The organism is Micromonospora parva (assembly GCF_040649675.1).
Taxonomy (GTDB): domain Bacteria; phylum Actinomycetota; class Actinomycetes; order Mycobacteriales; family Micromonosporaceae; genus Micromonospora; species Micromonospora parva.
The window spans coordinates 97,220-112,036 of sequence record NZ_JBEZFX010000006.1 but is presented as its reverse complement, the minus strand read 5'-3'; the positions used below and the strand labels follow the sequence as shown (position 1 = coordinate 112,036).

The window sequence follows — 14,817 nt, the reverse complement described above, 5'->3', positions numbered from 1 at the left end:
TTCAAGTCCTGACTGTCGAACCGTTATCACCACCAGCCGTCGCCGGGTCGCCTAACCTGAGGCGATGCGCCGTCTGCGCCAGCTGGCCGAGCACACCCCGGCTGGGCGGGAACGGTACGTCGACCTGCTCCGTGCGCTCGCCATCACCATGGTCGTTTTCGGACACTGGAGCGTCACGGTGATCGGGCGCGACGCCGCCGGGCAGGCCACCGGTCACTCCGCACTCGGCGACCTGCGCTGGGCGTACCCGCTGACCTGGCTGGCCCAGGTCATGCCGGTCTTCTTCCTGGTCGGGGGGTACGCCAACGCGGCCTCACTGACCCGGCTGCGGGCCCGCGGCGGCGACGCACCCGGCTGGCTGATCGACCGCAGTGCCCGCCTGGTCCGCCCCACCAGCACACTGCTGCTGGTGCTCACCGCCGCGGCGGCGGCCGCCTGGCTGCGTGGTGCCGAGCCGACCCGGATCCGCGAGGTCTTCTGGTTCGCCACCATTCCGCTCTGGTTCCTGGTCGCCTACCTGGCGGCGGTCGTGCTCACCCCGGCGATGTACGCGCTGCACCGCCGTCTCGGCCTGGCCGTGCCGCTGGTCCTGGTGGTTCTGGTCGGCCTCGGCGACCTCGGCCGGCTGATCGGGCCGGAGGAGCTGAGTTACGGCAACTACCTGTTCGGATGGCTCGCCGTCCACCAGCTCGGCTTCGCCTGGCACGACACCCGCACCGTGCCACCCGCCGATCGGGCCGTGCCGCCGCAGCCGGCGACCGGCAGTCCCGGCCAGACCGCGCCACCACCCGCCGAGACCGACGCCGCCGGGCGGTCGACACCCGACCGTCCCGGGGTACGCCGACGACGGCTGCCCACCTCCCGCCGGGCCGGCCTGGTGTTCCTGACCGCTGGGATTGGTGCGGCGCTGCTGCTCACCGTGCTCGGCCCGTGGCCCGTGGTCATGCTCAAGGTGCCCGACGAACGGTTCGACAACAGCGCGCCGCCCAGCCTCGCGTTGCTGGCCGTCGCCGCCGGCCAGCTCGGGGTGATCCTGCTGCTGCGCGGCCCGGCGGAGCGGCTGCTACGGCGCACCGGGCCGTGGCAGCTGGTGATCGGGGTCAACCTGGTGGTGCTGACCGTCTTCCTCTGGCACCTCACTGCCGCGATCCTGCTGATCGGGATGCTCGACGCGGTCGGGACGCTGCCCGCCCCGGCGGTCGACACTGCCGCCTGGTGGGCCTGGCGGGTGCCCTGGCTGCTGCTGCTCAGCGCCGTCCTGGTGGCGCTCGTCGCCATCTTCGGCCCGGTGGAGGCGCGCAGCGCCCGGCACCGCACCGGACGCCGGACCCGGGGCAGCCCCGCCCGGGCGGCGTTGGCGGTGGCCGGCTACGCCGCCGTGGTGGCCGCGTTGCTGATCAACAGCGCCACACCGCAGCGGGCCCCGGAGCCGCTCGGCACGCCCGTCCCGGCGCTGGTGGCGTACCTGGCCGGGGCGGGCGTGCTGCGACTGCTCAGGTCTGGGTGGGGAACCCGAGGTTGACCCCGCCGTGCCGGGGATCCAACCAGCGACTGGTGACGACCTTGCCCCGGGTGAAGAACCGCACCCCGTCCTCACCGTGCGCGTGCAGGTCACCGAAGAGCGACGACTTCCAGCCGCCGAACGAGTGGTACGCCATCGGCACCGGAATCGGCACGTTGATCCCGACCATGCCCACCTCCACCTCGTGCTGGTAGCGGCGGGCCGCGCCGCCGTCGTTGGTGAAGATCGCCGTGCCGTTGCCGTACGGGCTGGCGTTGACCAGTTCCACCGCCTCGTCGTACGAGCCGACCCGGACCACACTCAGCACCGGCCCGAAGACCTCGTCGGTGTAGATCGACATGTCCGGGGTCACCCTGTCGAACAGCGTCGGGCCGAGCCAGAAACCGTCCGGGTCGCCGTCCGGCGTCACGTCCCGCCCGTCCACCACCGGCACCGCGCCGGCGGCCACACCCGCGTCCACGTAGGAGCGCACCTTCGCCGCGTGCGCGGCGGTCACCAGCGGGCCCATGTCGCAGCCCCGTCGACCGTCGCCGGTGCGCAGACCGGCCATCCGCTCGGCGATCCGCTCGACCAACTCGTCCGCCACCGGCTCCACCGCCACCAGCACCGAGATGGCCATGCACCGCTCCCCCGCCGAACCGAACCCGGCGTTGACCGCCGCGTCGGCGGCCAGGTCCAGGTCGGCGTCCGGGAGCACCACCATGTGGTTCTTCGCCCCACCGAGCGCCTGCACCCGCTTACCGGCGGCCGTCCCGCGCTGGTAGACGTACCGGGCGATCGGGGTGGAGCCGACGAACGACACCGACCGCACCTCCGGGTGCTCCAGCAACGCGTCGACCGCTTCCTTGTCACCGTTCACCACGTTCAGCACCCCGTCGGGCAGGCCCGCCTCGGCGAACCACTCCGCCAGCAGCAGCGACGCGCTCGGGTCCTTCTCGCTCGGCTTGAGAACCACCGCGTTGCCGCAGGCCACCGCCACCGGCACGAACCACAGCGGCACCATCACCGGGAAGTTGAACGGCGAGATCACCGCCACCACCCCGAGCGGCTGCCGGATCGTGTACGAGTCGACCTCGGTCGACACGTTCTCGCTGAACGCGCCGCGCAGCGCCGACGGCAGCCCACACGCGTACTCGATGACCTCCAGGCCGCGCTGCACCTCGCCCGCGGCGTCGGCGAGCACCTTGCCGTGCTCGGCGGTGATCACCTCGGCAAGCCGGTCCCGGCGGGCGTGCACCAACTCCCGGAAGGCGAACAGCACCGCCGAGCGCTTCGCCAACGACGCGTCCCGCCAGGCCCGCGCCGCGCGGGCGGCGGCCTGCACCGCGACGTCGACGTCCGCGGTGCAGGCCAGCTCGACCTCGGCGGTACGCCGACCGGTCGCCGGATCGAACACGTCGCCGCGCCGCGCCGACGTGCCGCCGACCCGCTTGCCGTCGATGAAGTGACCGATGCTCATGCCGCCACCCCCGCGCACGAGCGGATCGCGTCGACGAGGATCGCCAGGCCCTCCCGGGCCTCCGCCTCGGTCAGCGTCAACGGTGGACCCATCCGCAGCACGTTGCCGTGCAGGCCGCCCTTGCCGGCCAGCAGACCACCCTCCCGGGCGGCCTCGAAGACCCGGTTGGTCAACGCCGGGTCCGGTTCGCTGGTGCCCGATCGGACGAACTCGACGCCGAGCATCAGCCCCTTTCCGCGTACCTCGGCGACGCAGTCGAGCCCACCCACCGCGGACCGCAGGCCGTCGGCGAGGATCGCGCCGACGCGGGCCGCGTTCGCCTGGAGGTCGTGCTCCAGGAGATAGTCGAGCACCGCGTTGCCGGCCGCCGTGGAGATCGGGTTGCCGCCGAAGGTGGAGAAGCTGATGGCCGCCACCGACTCCAGCACCTCGGCCCGACCGACCACCCCGGCGAGGGCGAAGCCGTTGCCGATGCCCTTGGCGAAGGTGAGCAGGTCCGGGGTGACGCCGTGCGCCTGGTAACCCCAGAAGTGCTCCCCGGTACGCCCCCAGCCGGTCTGCACCTCGTCGGCGATGAACAGGATGCCGTGCTCGTCGAGGACCTTCTTCCAGCCGGCGAAGAGCCCGTCCGGCGGGTGCACGAACCCGCCCACGCCCTGGATCGGCTCGGCGATCAGCGCGGCCACGTCACCGGCGGTCTGGGTGGCCAGCACCTCGCGCAGGTCCTCCACCGCCGCGTCGACCTGCTCGTCGGCGCTGAGCCGGGCCAGCAGCCCGCGCACCCGGTCGCCCGAGTGCAGCCAGGCCACCTGGAGCGGGTTGAGGCCGCTGGCCGACCAGTTGCGGTTGCCGGTGACCCCCATCGCCGCGTACGACCGGCCGTGGTAACTGTTGCGCACGGCCAGGACCTGGTGCGATCGGCGGTGGTTGGTGGCGACCAGCAGCGCCGCCTCGTTCGCCTCCGTGCCGGAGTTGGTGAAGAACACCCGGGCGTCCGGGATGCCGGAGCGCTGGGCGATCTTCTCGGCCAGCTCCACCTGTTGGCGGATCAGGTAGAGCGTCGAGGTGTGCACGATGCCGGTGGCCAACTGCCGCTCGACGGCCTCCCGGATCTCCGGGATGTCGTACCCGATCATGTTGGTCAGCACCCCGCCGAAGAAGTCCAGGTAGCTGCGACCCTGCGCGTCGGTGACCCGGCGGCCCGAGCCGGACACCAGCTCGATCGGCTCGGCGTAGTACAGCGGCATCCAGGACGGGAGCACGGCCCGGTGCCGGGCCAGCAGGTCGTCGGTCATCGTGGCAACCCTTCAGCGGCGTTCGTGGATACCGCACGCTCCCACCGCCAGCCGAGGCGAACAACTGCCAGCGTGTAGCCCATAGCTGCCCCGACCTGACAGCACGTCAACGGTTTCCGGGGCGAAGCTTCGCCTTGGCCACCGATTTGGGCAGTCTTCTTACGTTCGCTCCACTCGATCCGCAGCGTGGTGGCACACCGCTACCCTGGTTCGGTCCACTGTGACCGGGGAGGCACGCGGTGCGCATCGAAGAGACGATCGCCGAACTGGAGCGCGTCGCGGCGCGCGAGGTGGGCCGGGGCAGCGAGGCGCTGGCCGCGCCGGCGGCCGGTGGACTGCTCGCCGCCGCCCGGTCGCTCGCCACCGCCGGGCCGCCCGACGCCGCCGTCTTCACCGGGTTCTTCATCCCCGGCGCCGACCCACCCGCCGCGGAGACCGACGGCCCGCTCGGCGCGGTGCAGATCGCCGTCGCGCTGCGCCTTCTCGGCGGCCGATGCCGGCTCGTCACCGACGAGCCCTGCGCCCCCGTGCTCGAGGCGGCCGTCGCCGCCACCGCGCCCAACCTGCCGGTGGACGTCGCGCCACTGCGCGGGTACGAGGACTGGGCCGCCGCCCGCATCCCCGCGTACGGCCAGCTGACGCACCTCATCGCCTGCGAACGGGTCGGGCCCGGGGTGGACGGTCGGCCGCGGAACATGCGCGGCGAGGACATCGGCGCACACACGGCACCCCTTGACCAGCTCTACACCTCCGGGTCTGCCTTCCGGATCGGCATCGGCGACGGCGGCAACGAACTCGGCATGGGCCGCCTGCCGGCGGACCTGGTCGGGCGGGTGGTCGCCGCGGGCGAGCGGATCCGGTGCGTGGTGGGCGCGGACGCCCTACTCGTCGGTGGCACCTCGAACTGGGCTGCCGCCGCCCTGGTCGGCGCGCTGTCGCTGCTCCACCCCGAGGTGCCCGAGCTTCGTACGCTGCTGGAGCCGGCCTGGTCGTACGACCTGCTGAGTGCGGTAGTGGGCGCGGGCGCGGTGGACGGCGTACGCCGCCGCCCCACGCTCAGTGTCGATGGCCTCGACTGGCCCGCGTACGCCGAACCCCTCACCCGCATCGCCGAACTGGTCGGAACCAGCCGCTAGGACGTGTTCCGGGCCGCTCGTCGCCGATGACGTGCGGGCCAAGACGTGTCGGTCGAGCGCGCCGGAGTCCGGGCGTCGCCCGGCCCGCACCTCCGAGACCGCCCGCCAGGTGTCCTCATCGGACGGAAGGGGGTTCGGTCGCCGGCCGGAGTGGCCTCGGCGGGCGTACCTGCGCGGCCCTCCGCGCCACCGGCGGGCCGCCGCCCGTCAACGTGGCGGGATCGCGACGGCGCGCCGACTCACCGGGGGTCGCGTCGTCGGCGGGCGGCGTGGCCGGTCGCCGGTCCGGCAAGGGCTGGTGCGGCGGCGACGCGATGGTCGGGTCCGCCGTCGAAGGGTCCGGGGCCGCCGGTCGTGGGCGCAACGGCAGGTGCAGGGCCACAGCAACCACCGCGAAGGCGGCCCAACCGGCACCCAGCGCCACGGCCGACGAGACGTCCTGGAGGTAGTGGTACGCGGTGAGGAAACCGACAAGCGCGAGACTGTTGCGGGCGAAGTGACGACTGAATTCGCGCAACTGGTGGCGGGCCTCGACGGCGACCAGCACCCCCGAGTACGGGAAGGTCACCACCATGCCGCGCAGCACGGCACCGAGCAGCGCGGTGAGAATCGCCCCGAGGAAGATCACCACCAACTTGAGCAACGCCGGCAGCCCGTCCGGGCGTCCTCCGTCCGAGGTCTCGGCGACGGCGGCCCCCTCATCGGTGGGGGCCGCCGGGGCATCAGCGGGGGCGACGCTCGGGCGAGCGCGGCGGTGCAGCAGCAGCATGGCCCCTGACCAGAGCACGAGCGTGCCGACGAGCGCCGCCTCGAACGGGATGACGACGGCCAGCAGGCCGGCGCTGAGCGCCACGTAGACGGCGATCCCCGCAGCGTCGGCGAGCAGGATCGGCCAGCGCAGCCGGTGGTAGGTGACCGCCACCGTGACGAAAAAGAGGTTGAGCCCGAGCACGCCGAGCAGTTGCGCGCCGCCCACCCGGTAATCGGTGCTGAGCAGGGCGAGCGTCATCGGCAGCGGCAGACTGTAGACCAGCGCTCGGAGCCGGACGGAGCGGATCACGCTGACCGCCCAGACCACGGCCGTCACCAGCAGGACCGCACTCCACGTCATGGCTCACCCGTCTCCGCCCCGGTGGGGCCGTCAGCCCTGGAAGGTCGCGGCATTCGAGCAGAGGTCGAACACGCGGGTGAGCCGGTTGACGTCCGTCCGGTTGACCGAGAACTGGTTCTCGCCGATCTCGCCGTGTGCGGTCATGTGGGCCTCCCAGCAGCTCGACCCGTCCCAGAGTGCCAGATTGACGTGTAGCTGGGGACTGACCACACCGTAGGGCAGCAACCCCACCCGTGCCCCCGCCGCACGCTGCTTCTCCACCAGGGCGGAAAGCTCGTCGCTCATTCTGGCGTAGACGAACACCCGGGTGATCTGGACGCCCCGCTGCAGGGCTTCGAGGTTGGCCTCCCAGTAGCGCCGGCCGATCTCGCTGCGCCACCAGCTCAGCTCCCCGCTCGCCCGGGGCATCACGTTGGTCAGGGCGTCCAGTCGTTGGGTACAGGTGCGGGTCGCGCCGATCAGGTCCTCGTCCTCGTCGCCGCGCCGGATGATGCGACCCTCCGCGAGTTGCTCGGCCTCCACCCGGAACTGCTCATACCGCCGCTGCGCCTCCGCCGCGACCCGGGTGCCGGCGTGCTGCTCGGCCGCGTCCCGCATCGCCCCGGCGAGCTCCGTCGTGGTGCGGACGAGCCAGGGCGGGCCATCCAGCAGGGTTCGCAGGTGGAACCGGCGCTCCGCGCGGGCCAACGAGTCCACCAGGAGTGAGATGGTGATGCCCATCAGGCCGGCCAGCAGCGACTCCACCCCCGATGCGGCGTTGCTGAGGTCGAGCGTGATGCTCAGGGTGATCGACAGGGTGATGCCGACCAACGCCACCGGGTCGGTGTGCGCCACCAGACGGACGAAGCCTCCACTGGAGCTGCCCTGCCCGCGTATCCGCTCACGGGCCATGTCACGGGCCATCGACATCCCCCAATCAGCCGCTCCCGCCAGCGTAGACAGCTGCCACAACCGCCGGGTCCCGCCGCAGCGGGCCGGTAGCATCCGGCAGGTGCAGAGCGCGGACGCGGCGTCGTCGACCGGAACGGACGACGAGCAGATCACGGCGGAGATCCGGGCCTGGGTCTGCTCATCCCCGGTCCGCGGCCTGGTCGCCCGCTTCGGCGGCGCCTGGCCCGACGGCGATCTCACCGAGGTGCTCCGATTCCTGGACGAGTTCTCCGCCCGACACTGGGACTTCCGGGGTGGCCGGGAACGGCCCGACGCACGCGAACCCGACCTCGATCCGGCCACCGCCGCGCTGGTGCTCGACGCGGCAGCCGCGCTCGGGCTGGTCCATCCGGTGCCGCCGACCCGTGGCGCGTACGCCCACCTGGTGGTGCTCGGCGGCCTGGCACACGCCTGCGTGCGCCGCGTCACCTACGCCGCGCACCTGCTGCGTGCCGGGCTGGCGGTGGGCGGCGAGGTGGCCGTGCTGGGCAGCTTCCGGCCGCTGTCCGAGTGGGAACGCGCGACGCTGGCCGACGCTGGCCTGCCGGCCGACGACACCGAGGTGGACGTGCTGGACACGGCGGTCCGGCGGGCGTTCGGGGTGGCCGTCCCGGCGGAGCGCGACGGGGTCGACGCAGGCCACCCGCACCACTCCTGGTCGTCGCGGACCTACCACCCCAGGGGCCTGCCGCCGGTACGGGTGCTGGCGGCGCCGTCGAGCGAACCGCACCTGCGGCGGGCGCACACCGCGGACACGCAGCGTTTCTGGGCCGGGCACGCCCAGGTCGCCCCGGGCGATCAGGTGCTGATGCTCACCGCGCCGATCTACGTGCCGTTCCAGCACTGCGACGCGCTGCGCACCCTGGCCCTGCCGTACGGCTGCGGGATCGACACCGTCGGGGTGGACCCCACCCTGCCCGGCCTGGCCCGGCTGCCGGAGCAGACGCTCAGCCCCGGCCGCTACCTGCAGGAGATCCGCTCGGCCGTCCGGTCGATGCGGGCCCTGCACGCGGCGCTGGTCGCCGGTTGACCCGGGCATGGTCGAGGGCCGGCGCACGGCGGATCGCCCGCGCACCGGCCCGGTGGAGCATGGTCAGTTCACGTAGACGGCGGCGTTGCCCTTGGTGCTGTCACGCACCGGCGAGTACGTCGCCGAGAAGTACGCGGTGCCGAAGCAGAGGGACGGGCCGGAGAACTTGGTGAACGGCTGATTGGCGAAGGTGATCGAGTTGGTGGCGTTGGCCGCCGTGCCGGTGAGGCTGTTGGTGCTGGTCCGGTAGACGCAGGTGATCGTGCCGAGCAACGAGTTCAGCACGACGGTGCTCTGCACCGGCGCCGCCGTGGTGCCGGAGATCTTGACCACGCCGGCGCTGGTGACGGAGGTGGCGTACGGCAGGTTGTTGAGGGCGATGCTCTGCACCCCGGTGGTGCCGAACACGTTGGTGGTGCAGGTGCCGAAGCTCTGGGCGGTGAGGCTCTCGGTGGCGGTGCCCGGGGCGGTCGGGTTGGTGAGCACCTTGGCGCTGAAGCTGGACGCGGCGCACTTGATGCCGGTGGTGCCCGAGGTGGAGCTGTAGAAGGTGGCGTTGGTGCCGGTCTTGAGGCTGGCCTGGATGACGTCGTTGACGGCGACGGCGGTGCCGCCAGCCGTGGGGTAGGTCAGGACGTTGCCGGCGAGCGCGGCTGACGGGTCGGCGGAGGCTGGCGGGGCGGCTACGAGACCGGTCAGCAGCGCGAGGGCGACGAGACCCCCGCCGATTTTTCCGTACCTGAGCATGGTGCTTCCTTCCGGTGGCGGGACGGGAACGAGCGGACCGCGCAGGCGGTCACCGCCGGGCGGGCACGCCGGGCGGCGATTGTGGCCGTCCGAGGTGGACGGCGGTGGTGGTGGAGGCGCCGGGCGACCGTCGGGTCGGGCGCGGGTGACGGAGGTGCCGCGGATCAGCGGGCGGGTCGGCGTGGTGCACTGCGGCGTAGCCGCGTCACCTGCGCCTTTCCGGCATTGGGAGAGCGTTCGTGTTCGGCGATAATGACAGCCATCGAGCCCTCCTTCGACGAGTCAGGGTGACCATCCGGGGAGATCACCAAAGGTGACGGGGAGCGAACTGAGCGTGAGGAAAGTTATAAACCCCGGAGGGTCGCAAAGTCAATGAATCAACGGAGGTCAATGAATTGACCACGCAGAGCCACCCTCAGCCGGCGCCGGCGCCCCTGCCGGGTGCACGCCCGGGCCGCGACCCGGACCGCGCGATCAAGCGCGGCCCGCGACGGGTCTCCGCAGAGGTCGTGGCCGCGACCCAGCGAGACCGCCTCTTCGACGGGCTCGTGCACGAGGTGGCGACGAAGGGCTACGACAACGCCCGGGTCAGCGACATCTGCCAAGCCGCCGGCGTGACCCGGCCGGCCTTCTACGCCCTGTTCACGGGCAAGGAGGACGCCTTTCTCGCCGCGTACCGGCACGGGATCGCCGTGGTGTCACAACTGATGGAGAACGCCTACCGCGAGGCTGGCCCGACCTGGCCGGACGCGGCACGCGCCGCGCTGCGCACCCTGCTGGAGGTGCTGGCGAGCGTTCCGGCGTTCGCCCGGATGGCGCTCGTCGAGGTGGACGCGGCCGGCCCCGACGCCCGCCGCGAGCGCGACGCGCTGCTCACCAGCTTCCGTCGGTTCTTCGTCGACGCCGGCCCGGGGCCGGCGCTCGCCGAGGTGGGCCGCGACGAGCTGGTGTCCACAGTGGTCGGCGGCATCTACGCCACTGTCCGCGGCCGTGTGGCGCGGGGTCGGGCGGCGGAGTTGCCGCAACTGCTGCCGGTGCTCACCTACGCGGCCATGGCGCCGTTCCTGGGCACCGAGGCCGCGATTCAGGCGACCCGGCCGATACGGCCGGACGACGGCCCGAGTACGACCGCGCCATGCGCACCGACCCACCCCTCCTGATCACACGGTCGGAAACCGCAGCGGTTTCTCACCTTGGCCACATTTAACAAATACCGCCCAAATGGCCGTCACGTGCCGTTGACCTCTCCTTTACTCGGCGGTAACTTCGGCTCTGCGCCCACAGAACGCGGGTCAGGGATGCAATTCCCATTGTCGCCGATGAATCGATCTTAAGGGGAGCCGCCATGTCGGAGGAAACCACACCCGTCGCACCCGGGCCGCCGCGCAGTGGCACGCGTTGGCGTCGGTTCGCCGCCACGTTCGGCATCGTCGTGGCGGGCGCCGCCGGCATGATCATGCTGACCGCCCAGGGCGTGCTGGGCGCGCAGTTCGCCATCTCGGGCATGCCGTTCACGGTCACCGCCGACAGGCTCACCGGCACCGGGTTCGAGCAGTTCGCCACCCTCGACCAGATGATCCCGGACAGCCCCAACCAGGGCGACACCGGTGGACAGGTCCTGGTGATGGTCTCGGCGATCGACAAGGCGGAGCTGACCAACCTCTGCCAGAGCATCAACCTCGGCGGTGTCTTCCTCAAGATCACCGCCGGCAACGGCGACAAACCGGTCACCGCCCGGACCCTTGTGGTCGACGGCGACGAGATCGCCGGCAACGCCGCTTTCCGGAACATCGACATCGGGCAGGACGCCAGCACCCTGGACAAGGTGCCCGGTGTGAAGGGTAACCCCGGCGTCTTCTCCCAGCAGGCGGACTCGATCGTCATCGAGAACCTGCGGCAGAACAACTACGCCACCACCGCTGCCGTCTTCAACCTGCCCAACCTGCGCATGGCGTTCACCTCCGACGGGTGCTGACATGAGCACCGAACAACACCAGACGGCGCCGGCCGTCCGCGAAACCCGCGGGCGGTGGCGCCGCTGGCGGCGGGCCCGCCCGTTCACCGCCGCAGTGCTGATCGCCCTCGGGGGCGCCGAGATGCTGGCGACCCTGCGCGCACCGCTCGGGGTGCTGCTGCACATCGGACCGCAGGGGCTCGCCGCATACCTGGTGCCCACCATCCTCGTGATCTGCGGCGTCCTGCTGATCACCACCCCGCAGCAGCGGGTCTTCTACGCCGTGATCTCGCTGGTGCTCGGGCTGGTCTCCTGGTTGACCTCGAACCTGGGCGGCTTCCTGGTCGGGATGTTGCTGGCCCTGATCGGCGGGGCACTCGCTTTCGCCTGGACTCCGGACAAGGACCACCCTCCCACCGGCGCCGCGACGAAACCCGCGTCGGACGAGGACGAGGACGAGCACGAGGACGCCGCCGACACAGTGCTGCTGCCCGGGATGCAGTCACCGGACCCCAGCCCGGTCGACCGGGGCTGAGTCAGCGGGCGGTGTCGGCGACGGCCTGGGCGAACACCTCGGAGCGGTGCTCGTAGTTGCGGAACCGTCCGTAACTGGGCGCGGCCGGGGAGAGCAGCACCACCCCGCCGGCCGGTGTCACCTCGCGGGACAGCCGGACCGCCGCCACCAGGTCGTCGACCAGTTCGGTACGCACCTTCGGCAGGCCGGCGAGCACCTCGACGATGCGGGCGCCGCTGTCCGGGATCCCGATCACGGTCAGCTCCCGCTCGGCCAGGTGCTCGGCCAGCGGCGTGTAGTCCAGACCTCGGTCGTTGCCCCCGACGATCACCGTCAACGGCCGCCCGTCGTACGCGTCGATGGCGTGCATGGCCGCGTACGGGCTGGTGGCCAGGGTGTCGTCGACGAACGTCAACCCGGACGGGTCGGTGATCTCGGTGAGCCGGTGGGCCAACCCCTGGAACTCGGCGACGGCGACGGCGAGGTGGTCCTTGCCGGCCAGCACGTCCACGCCGAGCGCGTCCAGCACGGCGAGCGCGACGCAGAGGTTGCCCTCGTTGTGCCGGCCGACCAGCGGCAGCACGGCGCGCGGGAAGAGCGGCTGGTCGCCGACGTGGAACCACTGCGTGCCGTCGGCGCCGGTGGCGACGTGGAAGGTGTCGGGGCGACCGGCCCGGATCGCCGGCAGCTCACCCAGCTCGGCGGCCAGTCGGGGGTCGGCACCGTTGACCACGATCGTCTGCGGGTCGTGGGCCAGCAGGTTCAGCTTGTCCCGGTAGTACTCCCGCTCCCCACCGTGCGCGTCCAGGTGCTCGGGGAACAGCGCGGTGACCACTGCCACCCGGGGCGAGTCGGTGAGGTCGCTGCACTGGTAGCTGGACAGCTCCAGCACGTACAGCTCCGCCTCCGGCAGGTCCAGGGTCGGCACCCCGATGTTGCCGCCGAAGACGTTGGGCCGGCCCATCGCGGTGAGCAGGTGACTGATCAGGCTGGAGGTGGTGCTCTTGCCCTTGCTGCCGGTGACCCCCACGGTGCGCGCGGCGTGGTCGGCCATCCACAGCGCGGTGCCCTGGGTCACCATGATCCCGCGTCGGCGCAGCTCGACCAGCCACGGGTGGGTCTGCGGCACGCCCGGGGAACGGACCACCACGTCCGCGGCGGCCAGCCGTTCGAAGCCCGCCTCACCGGTGACCAGCGGCGCCGCCTCGGCCAGCGGACCGTCCCAGGGCAGCGACAGGAAGTTCGCGCTGTCGTCGACGGCGACCAGCTCGGCCGGACCGTGCGCGGCGATGGCGGTCACAGCGGCCCGGCCCTCCCGGCCGGTGCCCCAGACGGCGACGGAACGACCGCGCAGGTCAGAAAGGCGCACGAGGATCTCCTCGGGGGTCACGGCGGCGGCGGGCAGGGCCCGGTCCGGACACGGCCGGACGAACCAGGGCCTAGTATGGCGTGTGCCCAACGAGCAGCTCCGGCGGATGGACGCCTTCACCTTCCCGTCCTACTCGATCGACTTCGCCACCGGCGAGGTGTTGTTCGACTACGCCCTGACCGGCCCGGCCGGTGAGCAGCGGTTCACCGAGGTGATCACGCTTCCACTGCCGGCGGAGCCGCCGTCCGACGAGACGGTGGCGACCCTCAACCGGGTGCTGGAGGTGCTGCACCTCGTCGCCGGGGTCAGTTACTACAAGGCCGCCGCGCCGCCCCGACTCGTGCTGCCGGCGCCGCTGGGCGCGGCCACCGTCGACTACGTCACGGCCATCTACACCAAGGGCCTCGCCGAGTACGCGTACCGCAACCAGCTGCCGCACGTGCTCCAGCTGCGCCCGGAGGTGCCGGCCGGCACCCCGGAGTCGCCCCGGGTGTACGACGACTCGGACCGTCGCCCGCTCTCGGCGGTCGGCGGCGGCAAGGACTCGATCGTCAGCCTGGAGGCGCTGCGCCGCGCCGAGCTGGACCCGGTGCCGTTCTCGGTCAACCCGAACCATGTGATCGTCGCCGTCAACGAGGCGTCCGGGCTGGTCCCGCTGGCCGCCCGGCGGCGCATCGACCCGGTGCTGTTCGACCTGAACGCGGCGGGCGCGCTGAACGGGCACATCCCGGTCACCGCCATCAACTCGCTGATCGCGGTGGCCACCGCCGTGCTGCACGGGTTGGGCCCGGTGGTGATGTCCAACGAGCGTTCGGCGTCCGACCCGAACCTGGTCTGGAACGGCCATGAGATCAACCACCAGTGGTCCAAGGGCGTCGAGGCGGAGGGGCTGCTGCGGGCGTCGCTGGCCGAGCACGCGGGCCTGACCGAACCGTACTTCTCGCTGCTGCGGTCGCTGTCCGAGCTGCACATCGCCCGGCTGTTCGCCGAGTTCACCCGGTACGACGACGTGGTGACCAGCTGCAACCAGGCGTTCAAGCTACGCGACGCGAGTGAGCGCTGGTGCCGTGACTGCCCGAAGTGCCGGTTCGTCTTCCTGGCCATGGCGCCGTTCATGCCACGGGAACGGGTCACCCACATCTTCGGCGGTGACCTGCTGGCCGACGAGTCGCAGATCCCCGGCTACCGCGAGCTGCTGGGCGTGGACGGGCACAAGCCGTTCGAGTGCGTGGGCGAGGTCGAGGAGTCGGTGGTGGCCCTCGGCCTGCTCGCCGAGCAGGACCAGTGGCGCGACGCCCCGGTGATCCAGGCCCTGGTGGACGCGGTGCCGGCGACGGCCTGGTCCGCGGTGGCCACGTCCGACGTCTTCACCCCCGGCGGCCCCAACCACATCCCCCCCACCTACGCAAAAGCCCTGAACCAACTTATGTGACGCGCTAGACGTTCAGGCCCGCGCTCCGGCCCCGCGCCGGTGTTGCGAGCCCTCCCCCCGCCGTGGTTCGCATGATCGCGGCGGCTGGCCGGTGGAGTGTGTGTGTCGCTGCGCCTTTGGAGCTGATGTCGTAAACGAATCGAGCGAGGCAGGCCGAGCCCCGGCCGGGACACGCCAAGCCCAGCACGTCAGGGCGGCCCATGGTCGAGCGGACCAGGGCCGGCCCAGGGCCGGGCCGGACCCAGGGCCGGGCCGGACCCAGGGCCGGGCCGGACCCAGGGCCGGGCCGGACCCAGGGCCGGGCCGGACCCAGGGCCG

General features: G+C 72.0%; 13 protein-coding genes. 7 read left to right on the top strand and 6 right to left on the bottom strand.

Features of this window, described 5'->3' with window-relative positions:
• Nucleotides 1–64: 64 nt before the first annotated feature.
• On the top strand, nucleotides 65–1,522 hold the full coding sequence (locus AB0C03_RS16695; RefSeq protein WP_357637543.1) for an acyltransferase family protein: 1,458 nt from the start codon (nucleotides 65–67) through the stop codon (nucleotides 1,520–1,522).
• Here the strand turns inward: AB0C03_RS16695 and AB0C03_RS16690 are convergent.
• Complete coding sequence (locus AB0C03_RS16690) at nucleotides 1,494–2,981, bottom strand: CoA-acylating methylmalonate-semialdehyde dehydrogenase (protein ID WP_030337769.1); 1,488 nt, start codon at nucleotides 2,979–2,981, stop codon at nucleotides 1,494–1,496. The two genes, AB0C03_RS16695 and AB0C03_RS16690, sit on opposite strands and share 29 nt — an antisense overlap.
• Nucleotides 2,978–4,276: an aspartate aminotransferase family protein gene (locus AB0C03_RS16685; protein ID WP_030337768.1), complete on the bottom strand. Its 1,299-nt coding sequence runs from the start codon at nucleotides 4,274–4,276 to the stop codon at nucleotides 2,978–2,980. The genes AB0C03_RS16690 and AB0C03_RS16685 overlap by 4 nt, the downstream gene beginning before the upstream one ends.
• Nucleotides 4,277–4,515: 239 nt before the next feature.
• On the opposite strand from AB0C03_RS16685, the gene AB0C03_RS16680 reads away from it, so the two are divergent.
• Nucleotides 4,516–5,412, top strand: a complete 897-nt coding sequence (locus AB0C03_RS16680; RefSeq protein WP_357637539.1) for a glutamate cyclase domain-containing protein — start codon at nucleotides 4,516–4,518, stop codon at nucleotides 5,410–5,412.
• 115 nt (nucleotides 5,413–5,527) lie between these two features.
• On the opposite strand, the gene AB0C03_RS16675 is transcribed toward AB0C03_RS16680, so the two are convergent.
• Nucleotides 5,528–6,523 carry a hypothetical protein gene (locus AB0C03_RS16675; RefSeq protein ID WP_357637536.1) on the bottom strand — a complete coding sequence of 332 codons (996 nt, stop codon included), beginning with the start codon at nucleotides 6,521–6,523 and terminating at the stop codon, nucleotides 5,528–5,530.
• A gap of 30 nt (nucleotides 6,524–6,553) precedes the next feature.
• The gene (locus AB0C03_RS16670) at nucleotides 6,554–7,426 is read right to left on the bottom strand and encodes a phospholipase D-like domain-containing protein (protein ID WP_357637534.1); all 873 of its coding nucleotides are present in this window, start codon (nucleotides 7,424–7,426) and stop codon (nucleotides 6,554–6,556) included.
• A gap of 88 nt (nucleotides 7,427–7,514) precedes the next feature.
• On the opposite strand from AB0C03_RS16670, the gene AB0C03_RS16665 reads away from it, so the two are divergent.
• Entirely contained in the window at nucleotides 7,515–8,483 is a 969-nt protein-coding gene (locus tag AB0C03_RS16665) for a hypothetical protein (RefSeq protein ID WP_357637531.1), read from the top strand.
• Between the two features lie 63 nt (nucleotides 8,484–8,546).
• Here AB0C03_RS16665 and AB0C03_RS16660 read toward each other — a convergent pair whose 3' ends face one another.
• On the bottom strand, nucleotides 8,547–9,230 hold the full coding sequence (locus tag AB0C03_RS16660) for a hypothetical protein (protein ID WP_030337764.1): 684 nt from the start codon (nucleotides 9,228–9,230) through the stop codon (nucleotides 8,547–8,549).
• A gap of 509 nt (nucleotides 9,231–9,739) precedes the next feature.
• Between AB0C03_RS16660 and AB0C03_RS16655 the strand changes: the two genes are divergently transcribed.
• The 3 genes from AB0C03_RS16655 to AB0C03_RS16645 all read left to right on the top strand — a co-directional run bounded on the left by AB0C03_RS16655 (nucleotide 9,740) and on the right by AB0C03_RS16645 (nucleotide 11,719).
• The gene (locus AB0C03_RS16655; RefSeq protein WP_357637528.1) at nucleotides 9,740–10,390 is read left to right on the top strand and encodes a TetR/AcrR family transcriptional regulator; all 651 of its coding nucleotides are present in this window, start codon (nucleotides 9,740–9,742) and stop codon (nucleotides 10,388–10,390) included.
• Nucleotides 10,391–10,575: 185 nt separating this feature from the next.
• Nucleotides 10,576–11,205 carry a DUF6230 family protein gene (locus AB0C03_RS16650; protein ID WP_030337762.1) on the top strand — a complete coding sequence of 210 codons (630 nt, stop codon included), beginning with the start codon at nucleotides 10,576–10,578 and terminating at the stop codon, nucleotides 11,203–11,205.
• Nucleotide 11,206: 1 nt separating this feature from the next.
• Nucleotides 11,207–11,719 carry a DUF6114 domain-containing protein gene (locus AB0C03_RS16645; protein WP_247675225.1) on the top strand — a complete coding sequence of 171 codons (513 nt, stop codon included), beginning with the start codon at nucleotides 11,207–11,209 and terminating at the stop codon, nucleotides 11,717–11,719.
• A gap of 1 nt (nucleotide 11,720) precedes the next feature.
• Here AB0C03_RS16645 and murD read toward each other — a convergent pair whose 3' ends face one another.
• Nucleotides 11,721–13,067: a UDP-N-acetylmuramoyl-L-alanine--D-glutamate ligase gene (gene murD / locus AB0C03_RS16640; protein ID WP_210865349.1), complete on the bottom strand. Its 1,347-nt coding sequence runs from the start codon at nucleotides 13,065–13,067 to the stop codon at nucleotides 11,721–11,723.
• Between the two features lie 82 nt (nucleotides 13,068–13,149).
• Here murD and AB0C03_RS16635 point away from each other — a divergent pair, with 82 nt between their 5' ends.
• Entirely contained in the window at nucleotides 13,150–14,499 is a 1,350-nt protein-coding gene (locus AB0C03_RS16635) for a MurL-like N-terminal domain-containing (RefSeq protein WP_030337759.1), read from the top strand.
• Nucleotides 14,500–14,817 lie beyond the last annotated feature (318 nt).